The sequence below is a fragment of the Sorangium sp. So ce448 genome (assembly GCF_051520915.1).
Taxonomy (GTDB): Bacteria; Myxococcota_A; Polyangia; order Polyangiales; family Polyangiaceae; genus Sorangium; species Sorangium cellulosum_B.
Map to the genome: position 1 here is coordinate 691,517 of NZ_CP150343.1, position 13,168 is coordinate 704,684.

A 13,168-nucleotide genomic window follows, 5' to 3' on the forward strand; every position below is an offset into this window, starting at 1 on the left:
TATCACGCAGATCTCGGAGATCGACAACGCGTTCACCCCTGGAGGTGCCGCATGCCCAGGATAGAGGCGTTCATTCCGACGGTGGTGCTCTTCGAGACGATCACCGACGTCGCTCGTTCTCACAAGGCGCACCTCGTGCTCCAGCGCTTCGAGGGCGCGCACGGCGGCGCGGCGCTCTCCGTCGTCGAAGCGAGCCCTCTCGCGGCTCACGAGTATCTGAGAGGCGGCTATCAGCTGGTGTACCTGGCGTCGGGGAGGGCGCCCACCGGCGAGCAGGACTGGGGGTTCGTCGACCGTGAGGCCGCAAATCTGCTCGAGCTCGCCGGTGCGCGCCAGCGCGGTCAGGATCTCGAGCAGGTCACGATCCGCCCGGTGGCGAAGAAGACCAGCGTGGCAAGGTTGTTCGCCGCGACCAGGGCGGCGATCGTGGCGAGCTGCAAACGAGGAATGAGGCTCAACGGTCGGCTTTACCCGAAGATCTTCTACGCGAAGGAGCTGGAGGCCGGGGGGTTCCAGCTGTGGGTCGATATCGAGACGAGGACAATATCCGCCGAGATCGCCGGGTAGGGCCTCTGGCCCCTCGCGGTGCGGCCTTGGCGCCCTGGCGGTCGTTCAGCTGATCCGCAGCAGCGCTCAGGCTGCGGGCCTGTCGTGGCCTCGCAGCGGCTGGGGCACGCGCGTGAAATACCAGACGTCGAAGAGCACGAAGCCGAGCGCCGCGAGCGCGAGCAGCCAGGTCCACTCGACGTGGGCGTCCGGCTGTCCCGCCGCGCTGGAGACGGCGACCTCGCCGCCGCCCTCCGCGAGGAGCGGCCTCGGCGTGAGGTCGCTCTCGGCGACGCTCGTGAGATCTGGTCGCTCTGCGCGATGCTGTACGAGCTCCTGTCGGGCCGGCCCCCGTTCTCGTCAAGGAACGCGCTGGACGGCCTGCGGGCGGTGCTGCAGGACGCGGTGCCGTCGCTCGTCGACACGTGCGGCCTCGACGCGGATCTCTGGGCGATCGTGGAGCGCGGGCTGCGGAAGGAGCCGTCGTCGCGCTGGTCGAGCATGCGCGAGCTCGGCGAGGCGCTCGCGGCGTGGCTCCGGGCGCGGGGCGTCCGGGAGGACGCGCGCGGCGTGTCGCTCGAGGGGGAGTGGCTCTCGGCCGAGGAACCCCGCGCGCCCGCGAGCCGTGGCATGGCACCACGCCTTTCATGGATGGACGAGCGGGGGCGGCCGAGCCGCCGGTGGTCGTCGCGCCGCCGGGTGCACCGGCTGCACCGGGGGCGGCCTCACGCGGAGCAAGCGGCCTGCTGAGAGATGCCAGCTGAAATGGCCGATGTGGAGGCCGTCCTCGGGCCCGCTCGCTCAGCGCGTCGGATCGCCGGTCCGGAGGTACGCTTCAATCCGCGCGACGGCCGCGCCGATCCCGTCCTCCTCGCGGATCTTCGCGGCGATCTGCGCGGACCGCCGGCGCATTTCCGGGTCGGATGTGGCCCGCCGGATCGCGCTCGCCAGCGCCGAAGCGCTGAGCTTGAGCTTCGGAATGGCCCGGGGGCCCACGCCGAGCGCATGGACCCGCCGCCCCCAGAGCGATTGATCGCCGCTGTGCGGCACCACGACGGCGGGCACGCCCGCCCGCAGCCCGGCCGCCGTCGTGCCCGCGCCGCCGTGATGGACGACGGCCGCCGTGCGCTGGAAGAGCCACTCGTGAGGGGCGGCGTCGATCGCGAAGACGCTCGCCGGGAGCTCCGCGCCGCCGGTCCCTGCCCAGCCGGAGAGCAAGACCGCGCGCCGCCCGCTCTGCACGACCGCATCGACGAGGAGCCGCGTCGAGGCCCGCGCGTCTCGGCCCGTCATGCTCCCGAAGCCGATGGCGACCGGCGGCTCACCGGCGTCGAGGAAGCGGAGGAGAGGCGCCGGCGGCTCCCAGCCGCGCTCGTCCAGGAACCAGTAGCCGGTCGTGTGGAGGTTGGCCGGCCAATCCGGCGGATGCGGCACGACGTGACCGCTGTAGCCATGAAGGACCAGCGCCCTCCCGAACGCCTCCCTCCATGCATTGAACGACTGCGGCCTCATCCCGAGCACGTCGCGGCGAAAGCGAGCGACGAGCGCGCCCCGCAAACCCCAGCCGACGCGCTCCAGGAACACCTTGCTGAACAGGAAATTCAGGGCGCTCGTGCGCTCCGGCAGCGGCGCGTGAAAGACCGCCCACCCGCTGCGGGTCGGGATCATGGCGGGCTGAAGGAGCGCACACACATGCGCGAGCCCGAACTTCTCGGCGATGGACGTCGCCTCGATGGATGAGGCATAACCGCTCACGATCACGTGGGCGTCCCGGCAAGCGTCGCGCGCATCCATCATGAGGTCCCAGCCGAGCTCCTCGATGAGCCGCACCATCGCGACCTTCTGGGCGCGCGGGCTGTGCCCGCGCTCCACCCAGTCCCTGCCTTGCTCGCTCTCCATCACGGCCTGCATATCGACCTTCGTCGGCGCGGCCTCGAGCCCGTGGCGCTCTACCCAAGGCACGAAGTTGGCGCCGGCGAGGACGCGGACCCGGTGGCCGCGCGCCTTGAGCCCTTTTCCGAGCGCGAGCGCCGGCTGGATGTCGCCGCGCGTTCCAATGGCCAAGAGCACGATCGTGCGCGCGCTCCGTTCGGCAGCTGCAGTTACCATTTTCGAGCTATGTCCCAATAGTACGATGTTCGCAACGTCATCACAAGGAATCACAAGGAATCACAAGGAATCACAAGGAATCACAAGGAATCACAAGGAATCACAAGGAATCACAAGGATAGAATGTGTGCTTTGGTGCCGGCTCAGGATCACCGTGGCATCGAGGCGAGGCGCGCGCCTCCCTGAGGAGGAAATGACGCCGGCAGCGCGGAGCACGACGCGAGCGCGGCGTCGCCCGTCGACGATGCAATTCCCGCGACCCGCAACTGCCGGTATGCCAACATGGCCGCCATGAATACCGCCGAGACGCTCGCACGATTCGACGCCCAGATGCGTCGTGACCTCTCGCCGCCCCACGCGGGATGGCGCGTCGAGCGGGTCGGACCTGTGGTGAGGTGGGTGTCGCCTCCGGATCTGACATGGGGATGCGGGGTACAATGGACCGACCTCGACGAGGACACGGCCGATGGGGTCATCGCCGAGCAGGTCTCGTACTTCGCCGGGCTCGGGCGACCCTTCGAGTGGAAGACCTTTGGCCACGACCGCCCCGCGGACCTCGGCGCGCGGCTGCGCGCCGCCGGGCTCGAGGCCCAGGACGAGGAGGCGCTGGTCCTCGGGGACGTCGCGGAGGTCGCCGCCGCGACGGCACGCGCGGCGCCGCCGCCGGGGGTCACCCTCCGCTGCTTGGACAGCGGCGAGCCGCTCGACGGGATCGCCGCCCTGCAGTTCGCGGTGACGGGCGGGGACTCGGCGTGGCTCATCGCCGATCTGCGGCAGGAGCAGCGAGCCGACCCGTCGGCGCTGTCCATCCACGTCGCGGAGGCGGAGGGGCAGGTCGTCTGCGCGGCGTGGGTGCGCTTCCACCGGGGCACCGAGTTCGCGAGCCTGTGGGGCGGCAGCACGCTGCCCGCGTGGCGCAGGCGCGGGATCTACCGCAGCCTCGTCGCACGCCGCGCCGCCCAGGCCCGCGAGCGCGGGCTGCGCTACCTGCAGGTGGACGCCTCGCCGGACAGCCGCCCGATCCTCGTGCGGCTGGGGATGCACGTCGTCTCCACCACCACGCCGTACCTGTGGAGCTCGCCGTCGTCGTGAGGACCCGCGCCCGGTCCCCACGCTCGCTCGGCCGTCCATGGAGCTCGCCGTCGTCGTGGAGCTCGCCGTCGTCGTGAGGACCCGCGCCCGGTGCCCACGCTCGTTCGGCCGTCTGGCGGGGCGGGCGCTCACGCCGGCGTGGCGTCCGCGCGCGGCGACGTGACGACCGGCGGCGGCGCGCCCAGCACACCGGCGCTCACCAGGAGGTCCTCAATCGCGAGGATGGCCTCGCGCTCTCGCGCGCTCAGGTCGGGGTGCCAGATATCGAAGAAGAGCACGACGCGCGGCGCGGCCCCGTGGTTCCAGACCTCGTGTGCAAAGGTGGTGTCGAAGACGACGCACTTGCCCTCCGTCCACCTCCCCTCGACGCCCCCGACGCGGATCCCGCATTCCGCGGGGATCTTCAGCGCGAGCTGGCACGTCAGCTTGGTATTGACGTACGCGTCGTGGTGCGCGGGCACGTGGACGCCCGGCGCGATGACGGAGAACAGGGCCTCGGCCTTGGGGTGGATGCCTGCCTCCCGGAGCACGCGTGACGTGTGCGGAAAGAGATCGGCGCGCATCCGATCGAGGCCTTCGGCCTTGCGGAGCACGAAGATGGACTTCCAGTCCTTCGCCTTCACCTCGGCGAACCGGCCGGGCTCGTAGGGCTCGAAGGCGTCGCCGGTTGCGCGCTCGTACTCCGCGAGGATCTCCTTCCAGCTCGCCTCGAGCTTGCCCGTCAACGCGGCCAGCGCGGGGCTGTCCTCCGGGGCGTGCCACGGCTTCGAGGAGAGGCCGGGATAGAAGAACTTCGCGGGCTTCTGCCCGGGCGGCAGCTCGGGGACCGGCAGGCGGCCAAGCGCGGTCGCGATGCACCGCTCGAGCCGCAGCAAGGACGTGGGGTCACCGCCGCGGAGGCGGTCGAGCAGCGCCTCGACGTGCGGGACAAGGGCGTGGAGTCCGTCGTTGGATATCTGCGATGGCATAGGTTTCTCCTGGGTTGTCAGCGACGCACCGATCTCGGTGCGGCCTGGGGTTCGCTCCGTCGCCAACGGGTCTTTCTCAATCGAGGAAGAGCTCGCCCTTGCCGTAGGGCAGGCTCGCGTCGATGCCGCGCTCGCGGCAGTGCGCGATGAACTTGCGCGCCTCGACGAGCTGGGGCGAGTCGTCGTGATACCCCATCGCCATGACGTGCCCCAGCCAGGGCTCGCGCCCCATCGCGTACACGAACACCCGCGCCGGATGGATCCGCGCGACGAGCTCGGCGGCTTGCTGGCTGTTCGACCCGTTGAGCCGCCGGGACTGATCCATCTTGCGCGCCAGCGGGGCCGGCAGCAGCGGGCCGTACATCCAGCTCAGCGGCCCTCCCTCCGACTCCATGCCGATGAACAGCGCATCGACATCGCCCAGCGCGCTGCGGACGTGATCGTAGACGCGCGGCTCAATGACCTTCGAGTCGGCCGCGAAGAAGAGCGCGCGGTCCTGGAACCTCACGTGGTACGCGAGCTTGGCCTGGATGTTCAGGTCGGCGTGCTCGCCGAGGAAGGGCAGACCGGTGATGGCGCCGCCAGGGATATCGAGCGAATCGAGCTCTCCGAGCGCGATGACGCTCTGGAAGCCGACACTCTGGAGCAAGCGCTTGAGCGACGGGTCGGCCAGGCCGCCGCCCCCCTCGGGGACGACGATCGTGCCGATCCGGTCGCGCAGCGCGAGCAGCGTCTCCAGCATCAGGTGGTCGGCGTGACCGTGCGTGATCAGCGCGTAATCGATCCTCTCCGGCAGGTCGAGCGCCGTGTACCGCGCGAGCTCCGAGGGGACATCGTAGCTGACGACCGGGTCGACAAGGACGCTCACCGCGCGCGTCTCGGCGAGCACGCACGCGTGGCCGAAGTAGCGGATCCGGACGCCGGGCCCGTCGAACCTCGACGCGGGGCGCGGCGGCGCCTCCGTGAAGAGCGCGGCGAACGCGCGGGCGTCGCGCGGGGCGACCCCGAGCGCCTCGGCGGCAGCCCCGACGGACCCGGGCGTGCGCACCATCGCGAGCAGCGCGCCGAGCGCCCCGCCGCGGAAGGGCCGCTGGATATGGACGGTCTCGGCGTCGGTGTCGAGCCGCGGCGTGCTGAAGACGTACGGCCGCACGTCGCCCTGCAGCAGGCGGAGCGAGAGGCTCTGCGACGACTCCGAGCAATGCGGGCTGCGGTAGAGCAGCGACTCCAAGAAGCGCGGCGAGGCCCGGTTGTTCAGATCGTAGGTCAGCTCGACGTAGCCCCGCAGCACATCCGGGACGCGGGCGTAGAGCTCCTCGAGAGAATGGCCATCGGCGCCGTTGAGCAGCCGGTGGAGCTCCGCGACCGCCTCGGCGAAGCGGAGCGAGGGCGCGTGCTCGGCGAGCGTGCGGTCGAGCAGCGCCTTCACCTCGCCCGCCCGCTCGGGTCCGTAATTGATGTACGGCCCGCCCGCGAGCGCCGGGTTCTTGAGCGCCGCCACGTGCAGCGCGGGGTTGGCCACGAAGGACCGCATGATCTTCACGTGGTGGTTGGCGACGAAGAGCGGCGCCGTCGCGGGCGCGACGAGGTACCACCACGCGTACCACTGGTTGTAGAGCGGCTCGACGGCGACGTTCGGTTTCAAGTAGAGCGCGGGTTGCGGCATGGTCATCCAGCCTCGATCAAAGGGTGTTGCGCGGGCCGCGACGCGGGCGCGCGGCCCTCGGCCTCGGAGACGTCAGAGGCGTAGCTCTCGTCCACCCTGGTGGAAGGTCGTGCTCGTGGCGCTATTGACGATCCGGAGGCCGAAGTGCTCGGCGGCGAAATCGCGGAGCTTCGGGCCGAACGCCTTCGTGATGTCGTCGCCCCCGAGCACGAGCGGCGGCGAGGGGCGCCCCAGGGCTCGATCGAGGCGCCTCTGGAGCAGCTCGAAGGCGGCGATGTGGCCGCGCTCGAGGCGGAGATAGTCGACGAGGGCGCTGACGAAAGCGACGGTGTCGGCGTCCGGCGCGTCCACCCCGCCGAGGAGCTCCAGCACGCGGCCGGCGCCCGGCTCCCCCGCGGCTGCGCGCTCGACGCGGACGATCTCGTCGAGCAGCCCCTCGTCGCCGCTCGTCGCGCGGTAGTCGTCGTGGAGCTCGGCCCGGAAGCCCTCGATGCGCGCGAGCATCACGTCTCGAATCGCCTCGCCCGCGAAAGCGACCTCCTGCGCCAGCGAGCTGACCTGACCCGCGATGCGCTCCTGAAACGCCTTGAGCGCGGCGCCGAGGAGCGAGGGCGCCGCGCCGCCCGGGCGCGTCGTCTTCCACACGAGGTCTTGAAGGGCCGAGGCCGCCCTGGCGCCGAAGATGTACTTCTGGACCTCGAGGAGGTGGAGCAGCCCCGCGTAGACGAGGAAGGGCCTGTCGACCAGCGCGCGCATCGGCGCCCGATCGGCGCTCGGGCCGGGATCGCCGCCGAGGAGCACGCGGAACGTCTCTTCGATCATCGGGCGGGAGCCGGCGCAAACCGAGTTCAGGCCGATGAAGAGGTCGTTCCCATCCGTGTAGTCGTAGAGCGCCGCCGGCTGCTGCGCCCATTCGGGGCTCTCGACCCCGGTCGCGCTGATCATGAGCAGCTGCAGGTGCGCGACGCGATTCACCCCCAGCATCATGCGGTAGATGATCGACGATACCGGCGGGATCCCGCCGTCGGCGAGCGGCGCGTGCGCGCGCCGCAGGAGCCACGCAGGCAGCGCGATGCCGGTGCGGCTGAACTTCCAGAGGTCGATGAGCGTGATGCGCCCATCGCCCTCGCGCTTCGCGTGCCGCAGGTACTCCTCGCGGAGCACCGCGAGCCCCCCCACGACCGCCGGCCAGTAGGCGCTGAACTGCCGGAGCGACGAGACGTTCATCTGGTTCCGGTGCTTCTGGCGGCTGCCTGCATAGGGGCACTCGCGCATCTCCATGGGCACGCCGCGCTGGACCTCGGACGGCGCCATCTCCTCACCGAGCGGCCGCCCTTCTCCGTCCCTGTAGCCGAGCAGCGAGCCCATCAGGGATATCCAGTAAAACTCGGGCTCCGCGAGCGCGGGCGGGCCGAAATACCCGGACGTGTAGAGTGCGTCTACGTTGCTGAGATCAAGCGAATGCGTCATGGTGCTATCCTGATCAGGTTGCGAGGGGGGAGGGCCAGGACCCGCCTAGCGGAGGTGGACCTGCATGAGCTGGCGTCCGGCGAAGGTCGAGATGGCCGCGCGGAGATCGAGGTCGTCGCCGGCTTTCACGTTGAAGGCCTTGGGCAGATCGCGGATCGCCCAGCCCCAGTGGGTGCGCGGCGCGTAGGGCGACGTCGTGAGCTGGAGGCGCTCGTCGAGGTGCGCGCGGAAGAACAGGAGCAGCGAGCCGATCCGCCCGTCCGTGCGTATCCTCATGGTCGCCCGGGTTTCACCGGTCGACTGCGCGACCAGATCTCCATTGAGGTCGATCGTGCGGAGCAGGCACTCCTCCGAGAGGATGCCGAGCGGGAAGAACGACTCGCGGAAGTCGCTGCCGCGCCGCGGAAAATCCGTGTCTTGCGAGATCTCCTGGGCGTGCTCGAGGACGTGGAGGTACGGCGAGAAGTCGAGGCCGTACATCGGGCCGAACTCGCGCGCCTCCAGCACCGCGCGCTCGCGGATCGAGGGGACGAACTCGGACTCGACACCCACGCAGCACAGGTCGATCCGGTGCGGGATGAGCCGCCCCTCGCCGCCGCGCAGGAAGCGCCTGCGCGCGTCGTCGATGTACGGAATGACATTCTCGAAGAAGGGGTCGATCCCCAGGATCTCGTGGATGATGACGTCGGCGGGCTCGGGCAGCTCGATGTCCTTGCTGTTCCCCGTCAGCAGCGACACGCGGTCCTCCGCGCCGTTGGCCCTAATCATCTCGCGCGCCAGGGTCGCGATCGCGCTCTCCTCGATCGCGTAGACCTTGCGGGCGCCCATCTGCGCGGCGAAGAGACCGAGGATCCCCGTCCCGCAGCCGACGTCGACAACGACCTTGTCGCGCACGTGCGTCTGGATGGCTGAACGGTAGGCCGTGACGCGCGTCGCGTCGCGGAGCATCCAGTGCTGGAGCGCGAACGAGGCGAAGCCCGCGCTCGCCGGCACGTAGGCGGCGTCGTCCGCGCGGAAGTCGGCCCGCACCGGCGTGAGGATGTTGTCGCGGGCGAGCCGCTCGCAGGTCCGGAAGAACTGCTCCGGGGCCATGCCCGTCTCGCGGCACACCGCCCCGCGCGCCCGCGCGAGCGGCGCCGGGCGCGCGAACGCGCGCAGCACCGCGAGCTCGGCGTCGCCGACGGGGCAGGGCGCGCGTGAGACCGAGTTCGACGCGATGAACTGCCCGTCGCCGTCAAGCTGGATCAGGACCGACCGAGATACTACCAGGGTGATGTCTTCGTGAATCAATTGGGCACCTTGTTCGTCGCGTGGACGAGAGAGTGTGTGGATGACGTCGCGAATCCTTCTGCTGCCTTGCCGCAGGCGAGTCGACCGCCCTGGTCTCCACCGCTCAGCGCGAGCGGCGCATTTTCAGCAAGAGCAAGAACACGGTCACCGGGAGCAGGCAGCACAGCCCAGCCAGGCGCATCGTTTCCCGCAGGCCGAGCGCGTCGATGCCCGCGCCGACCGTGATGGACGCGAGCGGCGCGATCGCCAAGAGGGTGACCTCGCTGAACCCCATCACCCGCCCGCGCATCTCGTCCGACACGGCGAGCTGGAGGAGCGTCGAGAGGGCGCCGAGCATCAGCCCGATACCGAACGCCATGAGCGCCGCGAGCCCCGCGGCGACCGTGCGGCTCGACGTGAGCGATAGGCCCCAGAGGGCGCACGCGATGAGCGCGCCTGAGCCCAGCGCGACGCCGAGGCGCCCCCTCTCCCCCACCCACGAGAACGCGAGGAAGCCGAGCAGCGCCCCGAGCCCTGAGCCCGAGGTGAGCAGCGCGAGATCGAGCTCTGACCCCGCGAGCGCCTGCTCCACGAAGATGGGCCAGAAGACATGGGAGAAGGGGAGGATGCACACCGAGACCAGGCCCATGACGCCGAGCAAGGCACGGACTTGGCGGCTCCGCCACGCGTAGCGCAGGCCGGCGGCCACCGAGACGCCCATCCCGGCGTTCTTCTGCGCGTGCGTCGCCCGGGGGCGGATCACGAGGAGGCAGTAGATGAGCGGCAGGAACGTGAGCGCGTTGACGATGAAGATCCAGTAGAGCGGCGCGACCGCGAGCAGCGCCGCCGCGAGCGCGGAGCCCACGAGCTGTGATGCGTGGAACGCCGCGCCGCGCAGGCTCACCGCGGAGGCGAGGTGTTCCGGCGGCACGAGGTCGGCGAGCAGCGCGTGACGGGCCGGCGCGTTGAGCGACAGGATCGCGCCGAGGAGCAGGTACCACACGCACATCAAGCCGACCGTGACCCGCTCGGCGGCCACCAGCGCCGCCCCGAGCAGCGAGAGCGCGACGAAGAGCACCTGGGCGACGAGCATCACCTTGCGGCGCTCGTAGCGATCGGCGACTACGCCGGCCGAGAGCATGAGCAGGATCATCGGCAGGGTGGCGATGCTGTCGACCATCGCCATCGTCGTCGCCGAGCTCGTCACCTGCGCGGTGAGCCAGCCGCCGCCCACGACCAGCATCCAGTCCCCGATATGGCACGTGAACTGCCCTATCCAGAAGATGCGAAAGTCGCGGTGGGTCAGGGCCGACAGCGCCGGGGCGTCAGCCGCTCTGCTCGCTTTGCTCATGCTCCACGTTCTCTCAGCGGCTTCGCAGGCTCAGCGGGCGCATATCGGTCCAGACCAGATGGATGTGGTCGAGGCACTCCTGCTTCGGCCCCACCTTGGCGCCGTCCCGCCAGCCCGCCGGCAGCTCCCGGTCTGCAGGCCAGATGGAGTATTGCTCCTCGTGGTTGACGACAACCCGATAGATGGCTTCGTCGCTGCTGTTCTCTCGATCCGTCGTGCTCATGGTGTACCTGCGGTTCCTAGGGTTCTCTCTGCTCGCCCGGCGCTCACGCGCGCCGGCTGGGTTTTCCGAGGGGGATCGCGCTCAGGGCCTCCGCACGCGCAGCTCGCGGTCGGCGAAAGAGGCGAAGTCTCCAGGCGTCCACGCGACCACCTCGGCGCGCGCCGCGTCGGCCTCGAACGCGGCGCGCATGAACGCGAGGCGGTCGGCTTCCGACGGCTCGCCGCTGCCCCAGCCGATGTCCGGTATCTCGCGGCCCACGCCGGCGAAGCCGTTCGCATAGGGGAGGAAGTAGCGCGCGCCCGCGGCCTTGCAGATCTCGATGGCGCCCTCGGCGCCGGCGGACGCGCTGGGGAGCCGTCCGGCCTCGCGCTCATCATAGAGCGCCTGGAGCTGGCCGAAGGGCAGCGTCGCCCAGTAGTGCGGCAGGCCCTCCTTGACGAAAGGGCAGTCGAGGCGCCGCAGGCAGCTGAGCACGACGTCGACCGGCCCGCGCCGCGCCACCGAGGCCCGGACCACGTCGAGCATGCACCCGTCGGCGTCTTCGCCGGAGTCGGCAAGCACGATAACCGAGAATTCGGGCGTGTCGAGGCGATAGCAGTTGCCCCAGTTGCGCAGATCCGGCTCGACGCCTGGCGCCCGCGGGCTGGGCTGCTCGCCATAGAATGGCAGGACCTCGATCTCGATGTCGCCGATGGTCACGCGATCGCCCCAGCGGGATGAACGCCCCGAAAGGCCCGTGAGCGACAGCGCGGTCGCGAAATCGACCTGCGTGAGCAAGCTCGTGCGGGGCACGCGCGGCACGAGGATCGGCGCTTGCGCACGGCCGGCGCTACAGAGCAGCGAAGGCAGGTGCCAGTGATCGAGGTGGCCGTGCGAGATGAGGATGGCGTCCCACGCGCGGTCGTCGTCGAGGGGGGCCTCGGGCATACAGGGCATCGAGGCGTTCGTGTAGATCGGGTCGATGAGCACGCGCGTGGTCGACGATTGAATGACGAGGCTAGCGTGCTCGCGCCGGTGGATGCCCGGCCCCGCGAAGCGTCGCCAGCCGGGGACCCGAGCGCCGGGCCGAGGCTCGATCATCGCCCGTAGCGGCGCGTCGAGGAAGCCGCAGGCGCCCGTGAAGTCGCGCGCGTCGCCGCTCTCGGCGGCGCGCCGCACGCCGTCGGCGAAGCTCGTCAGCGCGCCGTCGTCGATGTCGATGAGCCGTACGCTGCCGTCGGGGAGGTTCGCGAAAATGAGCTTCCAGCCCTTGTTCTTCGGGTAGAGGAGGCCCTCGGTCGCGGGGCGCTCGCCGCGCTCGATGGCCTCCGGCCGGAAATGCCGCTCGTCGAGGCCATGACGCTGCATGGCGTCGACGAGCGCCTGCTGGCACCGGGGAGCGTCGAACTTCGCCTCCAGCCAGTCGCCGAGGATCGTCTGCAGGATCAGCTCGATAGGCATGCTGCTGCTCGCCGCAGAGGGGATCACCTCGACGTAAACATCGCGCGTCCAGATCATCTCGTTCTCCTGTAGTCGTCGCGTCGTCGCGTCGTCGCCCGAGCGGGGCGAGATCACTTCATGGGCATCCTGGCGGCGGTCGCGATCTCGTTCCGTTCGAACAGCTTGCGCGCTTGCTGCAGCACGAAATAGGCCTCGACGCGCGCCGTGGTCCGCAACGCGGCGAGCGTCCACCACCAGAAGTTGAGGGATATCGACGTCTCGAGGGTGCGGACGTGATGCCACCAGCCAGCGGGGATGAAGAGGACCTCGCCGGGCTCGAGCGTGGCCTCATGGCGCTGCGCCCCCGCGAAGCGCGGATAGCGCTGCGCGTCGGGCTGCTCGACGTCGATGGGGCTGAAGATGACCGAGGGCATCTCCAGCGCCGGGTAGTTGAGCCGCCGCGACTCCTCGGGTGAGAACAGCGTCCATACCTTGCGGCCGGTGACCTGGACGTTGAAGTTCTCGTGACGATCGAAGTGCACAGGCGAGACGGTTCCGGCGGGTCCGAGCCAGAACCCGGGGCGGAGCGACAGCCGCGCCTTCAAGGACGTGGGGAGATAGGCGGGCATGGCGAGCGTCTGGTGGAGCGGCTCGATGTCGGCGTGGAGCTCGGGGATCCTCTCGAAGATGTTGGAATAGGTGATGTAGTACGCGCCGGGCGGCTGCGACCCCGAGAGCATCACGTCGATCAGCGCGCCGAGCTCCTCCTCGGCGTAGTAGCGGTTGCGCAGGTACGTGAGCGGGTCGTTCGAGGGCGTCGCCAGGCGGCTGCGCTCGACCACCACGCGGTGGTGCCCATGGCGGTCCCGGAAGTGCTCCGGGGACCACCGCGTCACCGCGGGCCAGCGGCCGGCGATGCCGGTCAGGATGACAGGGCGGCTCCTGCCCACGTACTCTCTCTGGAAATGGTCTTGGGAAGGCCGCTCGATCCGCTCGATGGGGAGGGCACGCTGGTGACTGGTGAACTGCGATTCCCGAGCTGTTGCGTTCATGCG

Annotated in this window: 12 protein-coding genes; 3 read left to right on the forward strand and 9 right to left on the reverse strand. The window is 70.1% G+C overall.

Annotation, left to right across the window (positions count from 1 at the left end; all coding sequences use genetic code 11):
- Positions 1 to 51: 51 nt before the first annotated feature.
- Positions 52 to 567, forward strand: a complete 516-nt coding sequence (locus WMF45_RS02650; RefSeq protein WP_437715390.1) for a hypothetical protein — start codon at positions 52 to 54, stop codon at positions 565 to 567.
- A gap of 84 nt (positions 568 to 651) precedes the next feature.
- Positions 652 to 1,296: a hypothetical protein gene (locus WMF45_RS02655; protein WP_437715391.1), complete on the forward strand. Its 645-nt coding sequence runs from the start codon at positions 652 to 654 to the stop codon at positions 1,294 to 1,296.
- A 51-nt stretch (positions 1,297 to 1,347) separates the two neighbouring features.
- On the opposite strand, the gene WMF45_RS02660 is transcribed toward WMF45_RS02655, so the two are convergent.
- Positions 1,348 to 2,616, reverse strand: coding sequence for a glycosyltransferase (locus tag WMF45_RS02660; RefSeq protein WP_437719483.1), 1,269 nt, complete (start codon positions 2,614 to 2,616; stop codon positions 1,348 to 1,350).
- A 330-nt stretch (positions 2,617 to 2,946) separates the two neighbouring features.
- Here WMF45_RS02660 and WMF45_RS02665 point away from each other — a divergent pair, with 330 nt between their 5' ends.
- A complete protein-coding gene (locus WMF45_RS02665) occupies positions 2,947 to 3,747 on the forward strand; it encodes a GNAT family N-acetyltransferase (protein ID WP_437715392.1) in 801 nt (266 codons plus the stop codon).
- Between the two features lie 128 nt (positions 3,748 to 3,875).
- Here WMF45_RS02665 and WMF45_RS02670 read toward each other — a convergent pair whose 3' ends face one another.
- The 8 genes from WMF45_RS02670 to WMF45_RS02705 all read right to left on the reverse strand — a co-directional run bounded on the left by WMF45_RS02670 (position 3,876) and on the right by WMF45_RS02705 (position 13,165).
- Positions 3,876 to 4,715, reverse strand: coding sequence for an aspartyl/asparaginyl beta-hydroxylase domain-containing protein (locus WMF45_RS02670; RefSeq protein WP_437715393.1), 840 nt, complete (start codon positions 4,713 to 4,715; stop codon positions 3,876 to 3,878).
- A 76-nt stretch (positions 4,716 to 4,791) separates the two neighbouring features.
- Positions 4,792 to 6,381, reverse strand: a complete 1,590-nt coding sequence (locus WMF45_RS02675; protein WP_437715394.1) for an MBL fold metallo-hydrolase — start codon at positions 6,379 to 6,381, stop codon at positions 4,792 to 4,794.
- 72 nt (positions 6,382 to 6,453) lie between these two features.
- Complete coding sequence (locus WMF45_RS02680) at positions 6,454 to 7,851, reverse strand: hypothetical protein (RefSeq protein WP_437715395.1); 1,398 nt, start codon at positions 7,849 to 7,851, stop codon at positions 6,454 to 6,456.
- Between the two features lie 45 nt (positions 7,852 to 7,896).
- Complete coding sequence (locus WMF45_RS02685; protein ID WP_437715396.1) at positions 7,897 to 9,141, reverse strand: 50S ribosomal protein L11 methyltransferase; 1,245 nt, start codon at positions 9,139 to 9,141, stop codon at positions 7,897 to 7,899.
- A 103-nt stretch (positions 9,142 to 9,244) separates the two neighbouring features.
- Positions 9,245 to 10,471, reverse strand: a complete 1,227-nt coding sequence (locus WMF45_RS02690) for an MFS transporter (RefSeq protein ID WP_437715397.1) — start codon at positions 10,469 to 10,471, stop codon at positions 9,245 to 9,247.
- Positions 10,472 to 10,484: 13 nt separating this feature from the next.
- Positions 10,485 to 10,694: an MbtH family protein gene (locus WMF45_RS02695; protein ID WP_437715398.1), complete on the reverse strand. Its 210-nt coding sequence runs from the start codon at positions 10,692 to 10,694 to the stop codon at positions 10,485 to 10,487.
- An 81-nt stretch (positions 10,695 to 10,775) separates the two neighbouring features.
- On the reverse strand, positions 10,776 to 12,191 hold the full coding sequence (locus WMF45_RS02700) for an MBL fold metallo-hydrolase (protein WP_437715399.1): 1,416 nt from the start codon (positions 12,189 to 12,191) through the stop codon (positions 10,776 to 10,778).
- Positions 12,192 to 12,244: 53 nt separating this feature from the next.
- Positions 12,245 to 13,165 carry a cupin-like domain-containing protein gene (locus WMF45_RS02705; RefSeq protein ID WP_437715400.1) on the reverse strand — a complete coding sequence of 307 codons (921 nt, stop codon included), beginning with the start codon at positions 13,163 to 13,165 and terminating at the stop codon, positions 12,245 to 12,247.
- Positions 13,166 to 13,168 lie beyond the last annotated feature (3 nt).